16 protein-coding genes are annotated in these 14,588 nt (G+C 48.2%); 4 read left to right on the forward strand and 12 right to left on the reverse strand.

The window, feature by feature from the left end:
- Positions 1-9: 9 nt before the first annotated feature.
- Positions 10-408 carry a DoxX family membrane protein gene (locus GWG06_RS15815; RefSeq protein WP_160714361.1) on the reverse strand — a complete coding sequence of 133 codons (399 nt, stop codon included), beginning with the start codon at positions 406-408 and terminating at the stop codon, positions 10-12.
- Between the two features lie 86 nt (positions 409-494).
- On the opposite strand from GWG06_RS15815, the gene GWG06_RS15820 reads away from it, so the two are divergent.
- The gene (locus GWG06_RS15820) at positions 495-1,343 is read left to right on the forward strand and encodes an AraC family transcriptional regulator (RefSeq protein WP_160714363.1); all 849 of its coding nucleotides are present in this window, start codon (positions 495-497) and stop codon (positions 1,341-1,343) included.
- Between the two features lie 56 nt (positions 1,344-1,399).
- Here GWG06_RS15820 and GWG06_RS15825 read toward each other — a convergent pair whose 3' ends face one another.
- Entirely contained in the window at positions 1,400-1,678 is a 279-nt protein-coding gene (locus tag GWG06_RS15825) for a hypothetical protein (RefSeq protein WP_127037859.1), read from the reverse strand.
- 167 nt (positions 1,679-1,845) lie between these two features.
- Between GWG06_RS15825 and GWG06_RS15830 the strand changes: the two genes are divergently transcribed.
- Entirely contained in the window at positions 1,846-2,433 is a 588-nt protein-coding gene (locus GWG06_RS15830; RefSeq protein ID WP_160714365.1) for an SMI1/KNR4 family protein, read from the forward strand.
- Here GWG06_RS15830 and GWG06_RS15835 read toward each other — a convergent pair.
- Positions 2,421-3,416, reverse strand: coding sequence for an AraC family transcriptional regulator (locus GWG06_RS15835; protein WP_160714367.1), 996 nt, complete (start codon positions 3,414-3,416; stop codon positions 2,421-2,423). The genes GWG06_RS15830 and GWG06_RS15835 overlap by 13 nt on opposite strands.
- 158 nt (positions 3,417-3,574) lie before the next feature.
- Between GWG06_RS15835 and GWG06_RS15840 the strand changes: the two genes are divergently transcribed.
- The gene (locus GWG06_RS15840; protein ID WP_160714369.1) at positions 3,575-3,973 is read left to right on the forward strand and encodes a nuclear transport factor 2 family protein; all 399 of its coding nucleotides are present in this window, start codon (positions 3,575-3,577) and stop codon (positions 3,971-3,973) included.
- 67 nt (positions 3,974-4,040) lie between these two features.
- Here the strand turns inward: GWG06_RS15840 and GWG06_RS15845 are convergent, their stop codons facing one another.
- Entirely contained in the window at positions 4,041-4,634 is a 594-nt protein-coding gene (locus tag GWG06_RS15845; RefSeq protein ID WP_160714371.1) for a hypothetical protein, read from the reverse strand.
- A 191-nt stretch (positions 4,635-4,825) separates the two neighbouring features.
- On the opposite strand from GWG06_RS15845, the gene GWG06_RS15850 reads away from it, so the two are divergent.
- A complete protein-coding gene (locus GWG06_RS15850) occupies positions 4,826-5,116 on the forward strand; it encodes a hypothetical protein (protein WP_127037849.1) in 291 nt (96 codons plus the stop codon).
- A 54-nt stretch (positions 5,117-5,170) separates the two neighbouring features.
- Here the strand turns inward: GWG06_RS15850 and GWG06_RS15855 are convergent, their stop codons facing one another.
- From GWG06_RS15855 to GWG06_RS15890, 8 genes are all read right to left on the reverse strand, one after another.
- Positions 5,171-5,692 (reverse strand): GNAT family N-acetyltransferase, encoded by a 522-nt coding sequence (locus GWG06_RS15855; RefSeq protein WP_160714373.1) that lies wholly within the window; start codon positions 5,690-5,692, stop codon positions 5,171-5,173.
- A 17-nt stretch (positions 5,693-5,709) separates the two neighbouring features.
- Complete coding sequence (locus GWG06_RS15860; RefSeq protein ID WP_160714375.1) at positions 5,710-6,930, reverse strand: ABC transporter permease; 1,221 nt, start codon at positions 6,928-6,930, stop codon at positions 5,710-5,712.
- Between the two features lies 1 nt (position 6,931).
- Positions 6,932-7,681: an ABC transporter ATP-binding protein gene (locus tag GWG06_RS15865; protein WP_160714377.1), complete on the reverse strand. Its 750-nt coding sequence runs from the start codon at positions 7,679-7,681 to the stop codon at positions 6,932-6,934.
- A complete protein-coding gene (locus tag GWG06_RS15870; RefSeq protein ID WP_127037841.1) occupies positions 7,678-8,904 on the reverse strand; it encodes an efflux RND transporter periplasmic adaptor subunit in 1,227 nt (408 codons plus the stop codon). The genes GWG06_RS15865 and GWG06_RS15870 overlap by 4 nt, the downstream gene beginning before the upstream one ends.
- 12 nt (positions 8,905-8,916) lie before the next feature.
- Positions 8,917-10,263, reverse strand: a complete 1,347-nt coding sequence (locus GWG06_RS15875) for a TolC family protein (protein ID WP_235938378.1) — start codon at positions 10,261-10,263, stop codon at positions 8,917-8,919.
- A gap of 221 nt (positions 10,264-10,484) precedes the next feature.
- Entirely contained in the window at positions 10,485-10,946 is a 462-nt protein-coding gene (locus tag GWG06_RS15880) for a DUF983 domain-containing protein (protein WP_127037839.1), read from the reverse strand.
- Between the two features lie 18 nt (positions 10,947-10,964).
- Complete coding sequence (locus GWG06_RS15885; RefSeq protein ID WP_160714379.1) at positions 10,965-11,843, reverse strand: helix-turn-helix transcriptional regulator; 879 nt, start codon at positions 11,841-11,843, stop codon at positions 10,965-10,967.
- Between the two features lie 279 nt (positions 11,844-12,122).
- Positions 12,123-14,519: an alpha/beta hydrolase family protein gene (locus GWG06_RS15890; protein WP_160714381.1), complete on the reverse strand. Its 2,397-nt coding sequence runs from the start codon at positions 14,517-14,519 to the stop codon at positions 12,123-12,125.
- Between the last annotated feature and the right edge of the window lie 69 nt (positions 14,520-14,588).

Raw genomic sequence — 14,588 nt, forward strand, 5'->3', positions numbered from 1 at the left:
TCTTTGATCCTATTTTATAATCATGTTGTCAACAGCGAAGCTGTTATATTGAATAAAAGCCAGCAGTATTCCGAAGAAAGCGGTGTGAATCAGTTGGGAAGGCAGCGCTTCCCAGTTTTCTATCATGGCGGTACCGAAAATAAGGAGAACCATTACAATGCCGCCGCCAATGAGCGCTATACGGGTATACAGGCCCAGTACCAGCAGCAGGCCTATAACAAATTCTGCTATGGGCAGAACATAGCTGAAGGGAATGACCAGCAGGTCCGGTAATATTGATTTCTCAAAGTTTTTCGCCATCCAGGCGCTGAAACCATTGAGCTTAGAGAGTCTTACCAGCCCGTGCCCCAGCATGCTGGCGGCTATGGCCAACCGGAGCAATACGAATGCGATAGCGTTGTTTTGCATGTTCTATGTTTTTTACAGATCAAAGATCCGGCGGCCAGCGGCAAAACACCTGTATTATTCAGGGATCATTCTGTACTTTTACAGGTATGGTACAGGAGAATTTATATCAGCCGTTTGAGGTAGAATACCGGGAATGCACTGAATGCCCGATAGATGCGCATAAACATAATTTTTTTGAACTGGTATATATTGTGGAAGGGGAAGGCATACAATGCGTTAACAAGAATCAGCTACCCTACAGCGCCGGCAAGCTCTTTCTGGTGATGCCGCAGGATTGTCATTCTTTCGAGGTAAAGTCATCTACCAAATTCTTTTTTATCCGCTTCAATAACATCTACCTGAAAAATCAGCAGAAAGACTGGATACAACAGCTGGAATTCATCTTCCAGAATAATAATCATATGCCGGGGTGTATTCTGAAAAACAAGACAGACAAGCCTCTGGTGAAATCCCTGGTGGAAGCGCTGATACGGGAAATCATCAACCAGCAGCATTACCACAGGGCGCTGTCACAGCAGATAGTTAATACGCTGCTGATGGTTGTAGCGCGTAACATATTATTCCAGCTGCCGGAACCACCGCGGCAGGCGGGTAAAACAGAAGCGCCGCTGAACATATTGCATTATATCCACGAAAATATTTACGCCCCTGAAAAGCTGCGGGCAGAGCAGATTGCAGCACATTTCAATATTTCACCGACCTATCTCAGCGAATATTTTAAGCGGAACAACGGCGACAGCCTGCAGCAGTACATCACGCAGTACAAACTCAAACTGGTGGAAACAAGGCTGCGGTACAGCAGTATGCGTGTGGGGGAAATAGCCTGTGAGCTGGGATTTACAGACGAAAGTCACCTGAACAGGATGTTCAAAAAATATAAAGGAGTCAATCCATCCACCTTCAGGAAGGAGCTGTCAACGGAACAGTTCAACTGATTGACAAAAAAAAGCGTCCGCGGGCTGCGGACGCTTTTTAAACTTCTTTTCAGTTACTATTCTTCATCCTCTTCTTCACCGTCATCTTCCAGCCACTCCATGTAATCGTAGTACCAGTCTTCCAGTTGCTCCAGCAGTTCCTGTTTTTTCTCCGGTGCATCTTTGTAGAATGCTTCTACATCATCGATTTCATGAATGATATCAATGTAGGCAGTTTCTTCATCTTCTTCCACTCTCTTGGCGAAGAAGCGGGGTTTCTCGGTATGAAAAATATATTCATTTTCCGGATCTGTTACAGGATCATCTGCAATCAGAAATTTAGGTAACTGTGCCATAGTTCGTTATTTACGTTTAAGTGATTTTGCTGTAAAGCAGTACACAAAATTATTTAAAAATTCAGGTACTAAAAAATGTGTGATAGCGTGTTGAAGCGCTAAAAAAGCAGGACTTTTGTTTATGGTGAAAATTTTACATCTTTATAGTCGGTTTAAACCCATACCATATGCAAGAATACTGGACAAGATGGGAAAATTGGATGAAACAGTATGCCCCAAAATTACTTACCATCCTCAATTCCGGCGTATCCCAAGAGGTACTGGAATCTTTGGAGAAACTCATCGGTAAAGCCATGCCGGATGATTTCAAAGCATTTTATGTTGTCCATAACGGACAGCAACGGGTGCGTACCGGCCTGGTAGATGCAGACCAGCTGCTGCCTGTGGAGGATATTATTGAAAAGTGGCACTATTGGCAGGACCTGCTGGATGCGGGCACTTTTCAGTACAACGGCGAACCTATAGCCTCTGAACCAGATACCGGCATCCGCAACAACTGGTGGAATCCGCTGTGGATACCTATTACCAGCGACGGCTTCGGCAACTACCACTGCATTGACCTGGACCCTGCGCCGGAAGGCACTTATGGCCAGATCATCACCCTTTGGCATGACGACGGCCACCGCGAGATTATTGCGCCCTCCTTCCGGGAATGGATTGCGCAATACCTCGATGCTGTGGAACGGGGAGATTATATTTTCGTTAAAAAATGGGGTATCGTCAGCAAAGACACCACCCTGAACTACAACGACTGATACCCCGCCGGACTGCTGCCCGTCCACCGCTTGAACGCACGGGTAAAAGCGCTCAGTTCATTATACCCCAGCATATACGATATATCTTTCATAGCATAATTGCCGGAAGATATATAATACAATGCCAACGACTTACGCACACTATCAGCAATATCCTGGTACTTTACGCCTTCCTCCTGCAGCTTGCGTTGCAGGCTGCGCGGGCTGAGGTTGAAATTAGCCGCCATCTCCTCCAGCGAAATAATGCCAAGATAAGAGTTCGCCAGCAGGTGGTTATATACCCGTACTTCCAGCGACTGCGGTTTGTCTGTTTTATGTTGCAGCGTGCCTGCCTTTTTCAGTAACAGGCTTTGCAGTTCGTAATTTGCGGATAATATAGGTTCGTCCCAGTAGCGGATATCAAATACCAGCACGTATTCGCCGGCACGCTTCACCGGTTTGCACCGGAATACCCGCTCATAAGCCGCCGGGTCGGGCGTGGCATATGGCAGCCGCACCGCCGACGGCATTATTTTTTCCAGCATCAGACCGGATACTTCATGAATCACCATGACCATCAGAAACTCTACCAGCAGCTTAAACGTTGTTGGTGGCGCATCTCCGTAATCCGTCACCGGAATAAAACGTACTGAAAAGTTCTTAGCCGTGCGATGTATTTCCAGGCGGCACTGATCTGTTACCAGGTGCGTCAGTGCCGCAGCATGCGTCAGCGCTTCGCCAACGGTGGCGCTGGTCTGAACGATCTCTCCTACTACGCCCAATGCAGCCGGCTTGGCGGCTTCTGCAAAATGTAATCCGAATAAGGGATCGCCGGTAAGCCGGCTGGCGCTTAACCATAATGCATCCAGTTGCGACCGGGTGATGGCCGGTGCTGATTGTTTCTTCAGGGCAGTCAGGCTGATACCTGCCAGCTTACAGAGCTGTGCGGCATCAACATCGCGCTGTACCGCATATGCAATGATCGCTGATACTAATTGTTTCATGGTATAAAGTTATTCAACACTCCCGGTACAAAAAACAACCTGTCGTAAAATGATAAGTGTTTGTCGTGTTATGATAACCCATACGGGAGCGGGTAAACGTAGCTTTGTGTCAACAAATGAAACAAACAACATTACTCATAACAACAAAAACATGCAACATGGAAAATCAGACATTAACGGTAGTTACCAACTTTGTAAAGGCAGTACAGCAGGTAGACCTGGAAACCTTAGGTGCATTATTACATCCGGAAATCACCTGGAACCAGCCGGGGAGCAATCGTTTCGCAGGCATTAAAAAAACCAGCGGGGAAGTGTTCCAGATGGTAGGCGGCATGTTTGAGCTATCACAGAATACGATGGCGCTGACAGATATAAAGTCCATTACGGTAAACGGCAACCAGGCGGCAGTAGTGCTTCACTGGAAGGCAACGCGGCCGGGTGCTGCGTTAGATACGGATAACGTGGATGTATATACGGTGGAAAATGGTCAGATAGTGGCAGCTACAGTATATGCAGCAGACATTGCGCAGGAAGACAACTTCTGGGGGAAGAATTAATATAGCGGCGCCTCTTTGGATACGGGCTCCGGAGGGGCGCTTCCTCCATATCTGGTATATTATACCATCAGAAAAACCAGCGTTTCTTTTTACTCTTCCTGCTCTCTCCCGGAGTGGGATACACAGGGTCGATACCCGCATTTTTGGGGAAGCGAATATCTTTATTTGCGGCAGTTATTACGGTAGCATCAACCACAGATACCGCACCGGTAATAAACACCTGTTTTTTCATGGCCAATCCGGTCACTACCAGTTCAGGCAGTTGCTGTACCGTTTCCGTCATACATTTTTTACAGGGGATAGTATCTGCCGGATGCATTTCCATTTCAGTACGTTCCAGTTGTCTGGCTTCTGCATGTGTATCGTTGGCAATACTTATCATCATGCCTGCAGATAACAGGGCAGCAGGTATAAAATTGCGCCGTGCGGGGGTAGCTGCTGTGATATGCCTTTCCAGCTGTGCCGTGTAAAAGCGGCCACAAACGTTCCCCTGGCTGTTAGTGATAACAGCAAGCATTTCAGCATCCGTCATTAAGGAGAAGTCAATTACAGTTTTCTCACAAGCTGAACAGTATTTACCGGCAGCTGTATCTAACATTTTATCCCAATTCTCCCCACATGGTGTAGGAACAGACAGGTACAGACCTTTAACGGATTTCATAAATACAGGTTATCGGATATGAATATACGAAAATATTAACAATATACTACGGGAAAATCCCCGGCCACAAAGCTTCCGGAAGAAATAACATATTTATAACACACTGTTTTTCAACTGCTGAATTCTGATGTCCTGTTATGGCACCATAATTGAAACATGGAGGATATTAATCAACAAAAACGTGAAGTAACATGAGAACTCCAAATCGTATATCCGCATTATTGCTGGCCGCCACAATAGGTATTGCAGCACAAAGCGCTTCAGCGCAGGGTATAGACAGCACCATTAAAAAGATTGGTCATAAAACGGCTTCCGTAGCAGTAAAAGGTGCTTCTGCCGTGTCAGACAAAATATACAAAGGAAAGGAGGGGCCGAATGGTGAAACGGTTTATATCAACCGGAAAGATCAGAAATACATGGTGGATGGTAAAGGGAAAAAAGTATATCTGAAGAAGTCGCAGATTCACGATAAGAAAAACTAGGTTTAGTTTTAGTCATCGCAGGAACCGGTTCAGGAGCATATCCTGGCCGGTTCTTTATTTGGCCCTGTAATCTTCTTCCAGGATGGCATACATATAATTATCGAGCCATGTACCGCGTACAGGCAGCACTTTCCGTTTGCTTCCTTCTCTGGCCATACCGCATTTTTCCAGCACCTTTACAGATCCGATGTTATCCACGGCGCAGCCGGCTTCTACCCGGTGCAGGGATAGTGTATCGAATGCATGTGCCAGCAGCAGCTGTACTGCTTCTGTAGTAATACCGCGGCCCCAGTGCGCTATATCCAGTTTATACCATATTTCTCCTGAACGGAAACGCGCCGGCTTCAGTATCAGGCCGATCAGGCCTACAAAAGTACGTGTATCCTTCTCCGTTATACACCATACCTGCGTATCGCTGGCCCGCATCCACTCTTCTACCAGCTGCTCGGTAACAGCTATGGTAGCCGGAAGACCCAGCGTATTAAATTCATCCGTTTCCGGAATGCTATGCAGCCGGTGTACATCGGGTATATCACCGGTAGTTAGTTTTCTGAGTACTAATCTTGCTGATTCCATAGTAACAAGATAATAAATTATTCGTATCGCAGCGCTTCTATCGGGTCTAGCCGGGAAGCCTTCTGTGCAGGATAATATCCAAAGAAGACACCCGTGAAAGCGCATACCATAAAGGATAAAATAATAGATGATTCCGATACCAGCGTTGGCCATCCTAATGTAATTGTAATTACTTTGGCAGAAGAAATACCGAGCACCACACCAATGAGCCCGCCGGTGATACTGATAATAATTGCTTCTACCAGGAACTGCAGTAATATATCAATTCCCCGCGCTCCTATTGACATGCGCAGTCCTATTTCACGGGTGCGTTCTGTCACCGACACATACATGATATTCATAATCCCGATGCCTCCTATTACCAGCGATATACCGGCGATAGCGGTTAACAGGATGGTTAGCAGGCTGCTGGTGGAGCTTAGTGTTTTTATCAGTTCTTCCATGGTTCTCACCTGGAAATTATTTTCATCCGATGGCCGCAGCCGGTGGGTTTCCCGGAGTATGTCTATGATTTCGTCCGTTGCTTTGGAAGATGCGTCTTCGCTCACCGCTGATGCATAGATGCTCTGAAAATAGATGGTGGCGAGTATGCGCTTCTGTACCGTTGTATAGGGGCACAGGATAATATCGTCCTGATCCTGCCCGAACGAGCTTTGCCCTTTTGCCGCCAGCGTACCAATTACCTGCAGGGGAATGGAATTGAATCGGATTACCTTTCCTACAGGGCTTTCCCCGCTGGGGAAGAGGTTGTTGATAACCGTTTGTCCGAGTACACATACCTTGGCAGCCGAGCCTACATCTGCATCTGAAAAGCTGATGCCATCGGCGATGGTGAGCTTGCGTATATCGAAATAGGACGGCGCCACGCCCTGCAGGCTGGTAGGCCAGTTGAGCGCACCGTAGATAGCCTGTCCCTTGGTGGAAGCCACCGGCGATACGGCGCTGACATATTCTGCCTGCTGCTGTATGGCTTTTACGTCGGTGATGGTGAGCGACTGAAAGCTGGCGCCTTCTATTCTTACGCCCCCGGACACATTGCTGCTGGGCAGGATAGTAATCATATTAGACCCCATGCTGCTCAGCTGTGACTGTATACTTTGTTTCGATCCCTCTCCGATGGCCACCATGGCTATCACTGCGGCCACCCCGATAATTATGCCGAGCATGGTGAGGAAGGCCCGCAGCTTATTACGCTGCAGCGCCCGTAAGGCAATACGTATGAGATTGATGGCGCTCATATCAGTAATCTTCTGCCAGCGGCAGAGAAGCCAGTGCTTCCCGGGCCGATCTTACATTTTCGTTGATACTGTCTTTCACTACTTTCCCATCACGCAGCATCACGGTTCTGCTGCTGAAGGCGGCGATATCAGGCTCATGTGTTACAAACACGATGGTCTTGCCTTCCTGCTGGTTCAGGTCCTGCATCAGCGCCATGATTTCGTAGGAGGTGCGCGTGTCGAGGTTACCGGTAGCTTCATCTGCCAGTATCATGACGGGCTGATTTACCAGCGCCCGTGCAATGGCCACCCGTTGCTGCTGCCCACCGGAAAGCTGGCTGGGCGTATGATCCAGCCTGTCTGCCAGCCTCACCGCTTCCAGGGCTTTAATCGCCTTCTCCTTACGTTCATGCGCCGTTAAGGCAGGGTTATAAAACAGGGGCAGCTCTACATTTTCCAGTGCGGAAGTGCGCGGCAGCAGGTTATATGCCTGGAATACGAAACCTATTTTGCGGTTACGCAGCCGTGCCAGCTCATTGCGGGATAGTCCCCTTACATCCACCCCGTCGAGCAGGTAAGTACCGTCCGTAGGCTTGTCCAGGCATCCCAGCATATTCAGCAGGGTTGTTTTGCCCGATCCGCTGCTGCCCATGATGGTCACAAATTCTCCGGCATGTACGTCGAAGGTGATACCTTTCAGGGCACGTACTATTTCTGTGCCCATGACAAACTCACGCCTGATCTGCTGCAGTTCTAAAATTTTGTTGTTCATCGTCTGCGCCCTCCTCCCATTTTTGGTAAAAAAGGACTTCTGCTGCCGGCAGCCGCAGCGGGGCCGCTGCTACCGTTGACAGACAGCACCACAATATCTGCCGGCTCCAGTCCTGTCAGTACTTCGATATGTGTATTATCATTCAACCCTGTTCGTATATGCTTCTGCGTGAGTGTATCGCCGCGGAGCAGCCATACCCAGTTGGAAGAGCCTATTCTCTCCTGGCTTCTGAAAGGCGCAGTGGTATCCCGTTTGGCGCCCTTATCCTTTCTTACGGAATACTGAATGACATATTTCTTCAGCAACACCGAGTCCGGCCGGAACTTCAGCGCTTTTACAGGTAACAGCAGCACACTGTCTTTTTCAGCGGTATAAATGGTGACATTGGCGGTCATACCGGGCTTCAGTTTCCGGTTCTCATTAGGTGCATTGATGATGGTATTGTAGGTGACTACGTTCGATGAAACGCTGGGCTGCAGCCTTATTTCCTGCACGCGTCCGGAGAACACATCATCCAGGTATGCATCTACGGTAAAGGTTACACGCTGTGAATCCTTTACATTACCGATGTCTGCCTCATCAACTTTTGATTCCACCTGCATCTTGGTAATATCTTTCGCAATCACAAACAGGGTAGGCGTATTGAAGCTGGCTGCCACTGTCTGCCCTACGCTTACATTCCTGTTGAGCACCACCCCGTTGATAGGAGAAGTAATTTCGGTAAAAGAGAAATTTTTAAGTGCTGACTGCAGCTGTGCGTTCACGCTGGCGACGTTGGCTCTTGCCTGTCCGATCTGATTGGTAGCCAGGTCGTAGTCCGCCTTGCTGATAGCGCCGGTCTTATAAAGCAGTTCCTGCCGGTGATAATTATTTTCCTGATATGCCAGGTTGCTCTGCGCCACCTGCAGGTTAGCCCTGAACTGGTCTACCTGTGCCTGAAAGAGCGCTTTATCCAGTTCCGCCAGCAGCTGATCTTTCTTAACCTGACTATTGAAATCCACATACAGGTATTTAATGGTACCGGATACCTGTGTACCAACGGCTACGGTGTCTACAGGCTGAATAGTGCCGGTAGCGGTAACGCTGGTAGCAATATGACCATAGGCCGGCTGCACGGTTTCAAACGATACCGGTACATCTTTCTTCCTGATAAAAAAATACCAGATCATCAGTAATGCCAACAATATCAGCAGAACGATCAAAATGCCTTTATACTTTCTCATACTTCATTGCATTTATAGTTTTACAGGTACGCCCCTGTAAAAGTCATATATCCGTACAGTCAACGCTGCATTGTATTTCGACTGTATATAAGATTGAAATGCCTGTATGTATAAATTTTTCTGTTGCAGGAAATCCACCATATTGGCTACGCCTACCCTGAGTTGTTCTGTAGCAATACGATAGCTCTCCTGGGTGTATTTCAGCTGTTCAACGGCAGCATCATACTGGGCCTGCGCGTTTTGTACGCTGATATAAGCCTGCTCTACTGTTTGCGCCAGGCTGGTTCTGGTATCCTTCAGCGCCAGCGTTGACTGCGCTACTGCGATCCTGGATTTTTCTTCATTTGTTTTATTGACTCTTCTCGTAAAAATCGGGACAGACAAGGAGAGACCTATCTGCTGATAAAAATTATTATCCAGCTGTTTGAAGTAGCTATAGGCAGGGTCCCGGTTATTGGAGGTACCCAATGCACCTGTAGCTGAAAGGGTGGGCAGGTAGGCAGCCCGGGCTTTCGCGAGGTTCAGGCGTGCGATCTCTATTCCCAGCTCTCCGCTTTTAATTTCAGGCCGGGTAGCAAAAGCTGTATCCTGTGCGGCTTGCAGCGATACTATCTCTTCATTCGCGATAATAGTATCCGGCTCATTAATATTAAAATCGTAGGCAGAAGGCAGCTGTAGCAACTGTTTGAGAACCAGTTTATTCTGCCGGTGCTGATTTTCCGCAGTCACCAATGTATAGCGGTCATTCGCCAGCTGCGCCTGTAGTGCTGCCAGGTCTTTCAGGGCAATACTGCCTACATCAAACCGCTGCTGCGCCTGTTGCACCTGCGCAGCTGAGGTAGTCACCACATCATTTACATAAATAATATTTTCCTTTGCCAGCAAAATATTAAGAAAAGCCTGTGTAATCAGCACGGTGACATCATTCACCTGCTGCGCGATGTTCAGTCCTGCCACCTGCAGGGAAAGATTTTTCTGTCTTATATCATAGTTGATGGTATTGCCCTGGAAGATGACAACCGAAGAGTTAACCGAATAATTTCCTGCGGTATTAATTTCGTAAGATGATCCACCGGAGCCGCTGAGCACCTTTCCTCCGGTGAGCGATTGAGAGGCAGACCCTGTAAGATTGGGCATCCTGGCTGCTTTCGAGAGCAGCAGATCCTGCTCGCTACTCATTCTGTTCAGGCGCAAACTGTTAATCTGAATATTATTCTTCAGCGCATAATCAAAACAGTCCTGCAACGTCCATTTACCGGGCAGGTCAGTTACAGCTGTATCCTGCGCCTGTAGCAGCGCAGATGCACTCAACAACAGCATCAGCGGTGATACATTAACAAGCCATCGGAACCACATCATCGTTTGTACATTGATGTTAGTAAAAGCTACCGGTAGGAATGAGGGGTTAAATAGTAATACAATTTAAATAAAAATTACGAATTACGAATTGCGAATTACGAATGTAGAAGCGAAGAGCTAAACGAAGATTAAAAGCGATGCCTTAATAGTTATCCCTTTTAATCTTCGTTTAGCTCTTCGCTTCTACATTCGTAATTCGCAATTCGTAATTCGTAATTATACTAAATCGCGTTCTTAAACGTAGCATTCACCCTCCCTGTCCCTTGCGGTGGCCCCTGGAACCAGTCTGCATCGTATCTGACAAAGAATGCCATCCATATGGTTCTGGACCAGCGCATCAGCAATGGCTGCATAACGAGCAGGAGAAGTGCGTTGAAGCCCAGCCACCAGAACAGGCGGTTATCGTAGATAGAGAAGCCGATAAAGAGCCACCATGCAATAAGGCTGGCTACACAAACGGCTACAGACAGCGCGTAGCTTACATATCCGGTGCCGTAGTAGAAGCCTACTTCTACTTCTACCTGCTGGCCGCATACGGGGCAGTTGTCCGGCATTTTCAGACAGTTTTTGAGGTCGTATGGATTTTTATACAGGAAAATATTACCGCGTCTGCAACGGGCACACTTGTTACCTAACAGACTTTTTATCAGGTTTGGTTTTACATGATTTTTATCTGCACACATATAATGAAGCTTTTAATCTCAGGAAATATTTTTTCGGAATTCTTCTGGTGTTACCCCTGCGTACTTCTTAAAGAATTTGGTGAAGTACGAGTTGTCTGCAAAGCTGAGCTGATAGGCAATAGCCGAGATACTCATATCCGCATTGATCAGCAGCCGCTTTGCTTCCAGGAGTATACGGTCCCGGATGATTTCTCCGGCCGATTTCCCCAGCATATCCCGGCAGAAAGCGTTGAGATAATTCGGTGTAACATATAGTAATGCTGCATAGTCTTTCGGCAGGCGCAACTGCATATAGTGCTGTTCCACCAGCTTCCGGAAATTCCGCAGTAATACATAGCTGTGGGGCGGATTCTGACGGGTTTTACCTTTACTGGCAACACGGCTTACCTGGATAAACATTTCCAGCATCAGCAACCGCATCATGTCGTGATTATAGAATTCTGCGCTCCGCTGTTCTTCCAGCATCTTCTCAAACAGGGCAACGATTGCCGCAATTCCCTGTCTGGGAAGCTGCACCACTCCTTCCGTACTGACGCCACTGAAAAAAGGGAAGCGCTCCACATATTCCGCATCCTGCAGAAAAGCCGTAAAAAACCCTGCAGACACATTCACCACATATCCTTCCGTTTTTCCTTCAAAAAACCAGCTGTGTACCTGTCCTGGTATCATAAAGTACAGCTGTCCTGCTTTCACCGGAAAACGTTCAAAGTCAATGGTATGGCTTCCTGCTCCACCGGTAAAAAACGCCAGGTGATAAAAGGAGTGGCGGTGCGGAAACCGGATATCCGGGTGCGCAGCCAGGTAATCGCTGAACCTTGCCACCAGAATATCTTCTGATGCCGGCTTCTCCATCGCCAGTGAACATATATCGTATGTAGGAATATGCGCTTTTGACATGATACCTCAAAGGTACAACGTAATAAAGAAGCGCGATTGTGGAATATGGGGTAAGAATGGTGTTTTTTACTTATTATGTTTTTTTATGCTGGTTGATTTAATTAATTACGAATTACGAATTGCGAATTACGAATGTAGAAGCGAAGATAAAAGCGGAGACTAAATGAGATTGACAATAGTTTATCTCCTTTAATCTCCGCTTTTATCTTCGCTTCTACATTCGTAATTCGCAATTCGTAATTCGTAATTATTCAAAGGGGAACTACAATTCCTCCCCTCTTATTTAACGTATTTCATCAACCATTGGTCCATTTCCCAGAGCATATGCAGAATACTTTCCTTAGCGGCATAGCCATGGCTTTCCTGCGGGAGGAATACCAGGCGTGCGGTACCGCCGTTGCCTTTGATGGCGTTGTATAATCTTTCGCTCTGAACCGGGAAGGTGCCGGGGTTATTGTCAGCTTCACCGTGGATGAGCAGTATGGGTGTTTTCAGCTTATCGGCGTAAGAGAAAGGCGACATTTTATAGTATACTTCAGGAGCCTGCCAGTAGGTACGTTGTTCGTTCTGGAATCCGAAAGGTGTTAAGGTACGGTTATAGGCGCCGCTGCGGGAGATCCCGGCCTTGAAGAGGTTCGTATGTGCGAGCAGGTTAGACGTCATAAATGCGCCGTAGGAGTGGCCGCCGACTGCAATATGGTCTTTGTCGCCGACACCCATGGAAGTAATTTTTTCCACGGCTGCTTCAGCATTCATTACCAGCTGGTCAATGAAGGAATCGTTCGGTTCCTTGTCTCCTTCCCCTACGATAGGCATTTCTGTAGCGTCCATAACGGCGAAGCCGCGGGTAACCCAGAAGATAGGAGAACCGTAGTTGACACGGGTGAATTTATAGGCGGAGCCGCGCACCTGTGCTGCATCGCTGGCAGATTTGTACTCACGCGGGTATGCCCACATCAGTACCGGCAGGCGGCCATCTTTTGCAGGGTCGTAGCCTTTGGGCAGATACAGCATGGCGGTCAGGTCTACGCCGTCTTTACGCTTGTATTTCAGCAGTTGCTTCTGTACGCCTGTGAGCTGTGGCTGCGGATGCGGGAAGGCAGTCAGCGCCGTCAGTGAATTTTTCTTTTTCAGGTCAGCCAGGAAGTAGTTGGCAGGTGAGGTTACTGACTCCCGGGAGAGCACTACTACCAGTTTAGCAGGATCTATGACTTCAGACACCTGTTCATAATAGGGAGCCTGTGAGCGCCACAGGATTTGCTGTTTACCTGTTTTCAGGCTGTAATGCGCCAGGAAGGGGCGGTCGCCTTCCGGTGAAGCACCGGGAGCGGTCATCAGCAGTTCTTCCGCAGGAGAAACATACAGCACATTGCGGTGATACTGATTTTTAACGGTTACAGGTGTACCCGGATCGTTATAGCGGTCATTTTCAGACAGGTCAAATACTGTAACGGCATCCTGTCCGGGGCGGGACGGGTTGATGCGGCTGGTTCTCACCTTCTGTGTGGTACTGTTGGCATCTGCTACGAGGGCGAAGGTATTGTTACCCCAACGGATAAACGAAAAACGGTCTTTTGTTTTTACCAGTTCAGCGGGCTGGCCGGAGAAAGGAGCGTCCAGCATGTTTACCACATCACGGAAAGGCACGTCTTTCTTAGGATCGCCGCCATCGAGGGCCTGCACCCAGGTGATGGTGGCCGGCGCGTCGTTGCGCCAGGCGAATTGGCGGGGGAAATTGCTGGTAGCATCGAAGCCTTTAGGGCGTACTTCATCCAGCGGATTGCTGGCCAGCTTTTTCACGGGCTCGCCATTCATTTTCCAGATGTCAGTTTCTGAAGGGAAGCGGTTAGCGCCTACCAGGTAAGAGTAAGGGCGGTGAACAGATTTCACCAGCAGGTATTGATTATCCGGAGAAGGAATAACATCTGTGTAGATGGCGGGCTTACCGACAGGCTGCTCTCCTGCAGCGCTGATGAGCACTGGTTCTGACTGGAAGTAGTAATCAAATAATGTTTCATCGTATGGGTTCTTCAGCATGTCCTGGTAGGTCATGGAAGGAGCGGCTTTGCCGCTGGTTTGCTGTACGGTAGGTCCTTCCGGAGCAAGCGGTTTTTCCGGAGCCTTTCCGATGCCGGCAGGAACGGCCATCACCAGTATACGGTTTTCATCTATCCAGATGAAGGGATCTGCACTGATGGCATTCAGTTTACGGCTGCTGGCCTGACGGGCAACACCGCTGGCGATGTCGGCTTTCCACAGCGTAATGCTGGTATTGCTGCTAACGGTAAAGCCTATACTCTTTTCTTCAGGCGACCATTTTACGCTGCCGATGCGTGCGTTGGCAGGCAGGCCGGTCACCACATACTCTCTTTTTCCTTTCACCTCTTTGATACGGATAGCGGTGTAATATGTGCTGCGGCTTGGTCCGAAGTTGGCCGGATTGATGCGTTCACCCGCCAGTCTGTATTCAGGCTGGGATAATTCTTCAATAGTGGGATAGCTGGACTTCTCCAGTATCAGCATCACATCTCCTTTGCTGTTAAAGTCAACTGTTGGCGCGGGTGCAGCCACGGCCAGTTCGAGGATGCTTTGCGGTGGCGTCTGGTATTTGAGCCCCTCCTGTGCATAGGCACGGAAAGCAACGAACAGTGATAATGTCAGTATCAATTTTCTCATATGGCAGTAGATTCTCTCAAGAATGAATCTGGCCAAAATAGGGAAAATTCCGGGATTTAGCCGGGCGGA

This window comes from Chitinophaga solisilvae, assembly GCF_009928525.1.
Lineage (GTDB): Bacteria > Bacteroidota > Bacteroidia > Chitinophagales > Chitinophagaceae > Chitinophaga > Chitinophaga solisilvae.

Bases quoted from the DNA above. Each gene is read 5' to 3' on its own strand.
- GWG06_RS15875 (WP_235938378.1), bottom strand. From the start codon at position 10,263: ATGATGTGGTTCCGATGGCTTGTTAATGTATCACCGCTGATGCTGTTG.
- GWG06_RS15865 (WP_160714377.1), bottom strand. From the start codon at position 7,681: ATGAACAACAAAATTTTAGAACTGCAGCAGATCAGGCGTGAGTTTGTC.
- GWG06_RS15825 (WP_127037859.1), bottom strand. From the start codon at position 1,678: ATGGCACAGTTACCTAAATTTCTGATTGCAGATGATCCTGTAACAGAT.
- GWG06_RS15850 (WP_127037849.1), top strand. From the start codon at position 4,826: ATGAGAACTCCAAATCGTATATCCGCATTATTGCTGGCCGCCACAATA.
- GWG06_RS15855 (WP_160714373.1), bottom strand. From the start codon at position 5,692: ATGGAATCAGCAAGATTAGTACTCAGAAAACTAACTACCGGTGATATA.
- GWG06_RS15830 (WP_160714365.1), top strand. From the start codon at position 1,846: ATGCAAGAATACTGGACAAGATGGGAAAATTGGATGAAACAGTATGCC.
- GWG06_RS15880 (WP_127037839.1), bottom strand. From the start codon at position 10,946: ATGTGTGCAGATAAAAATCATGTAAAACCAAACCTGATAAAAAGTCTG.
- GWG06_RS15870 (WP_127037841.1), bottom strand. From the start codon at position 8,904: ATGAGAAAGTATAAAGGCATTTTGATCGTTCTGCTGATATTGTTGGCA.
- GWG06_RS15815 (WP_160714361.1), bottom strand. From the start codon at position 408: ATGCAAAACAACGCTATCGCATTCGTATTGCTCCGGTTGGCCATAGCC.
- GWG06_RS15845 (WP_160714371.1), bottom strand. From the start codon at position 4,634: ATGAAATCCGTTAAAGGTCTGTACCTGTCTGTTCCTACACCATGTGGG.
- GWG06_RS15820 (WP_160714363.1), top strand. From the start codon at position 495: ATGGTACAGGAGAATTTATATCAGCCGTTTGAGGTAGAATACCGGGAA.
- GWG06_RS15840 (WP_160714369.1), top strand. From the start codon at position 3,575: ATGGAAAATCAGACATTAACGGTAGTTACCAACTTTGTAAAGGCAGTA.
- GWG06_RS15835 (WP_160714367.1), bottom strand. From the start codon at position 3,416: ATGAAACAATTAGTATCAGCGATCATTGCATATGCGGTACAGCGCGAT.
- GWG06_RS15890 (WP_160714381.1), bottom strand. From the start codon at position 14,519: ATGAGAAAATTGATACTGACATTATCACTGTTCGTTGCTTTCCGTGCC.
- GWG06_RS15885 (WP_160714379.1), bottom strand. From the start codon at position 11,843: ATGTCAAAAGCGCATATTCCTACATACGATATATGTTCACTGGCGATG.
- GWG06_RS15860 (WP_160714375.1), bottom strand. From the start codon at position 6,930: ATGAGCGCCATCAATCTCATACGTATTGCCTTACGGGCGCTGCAGCGT.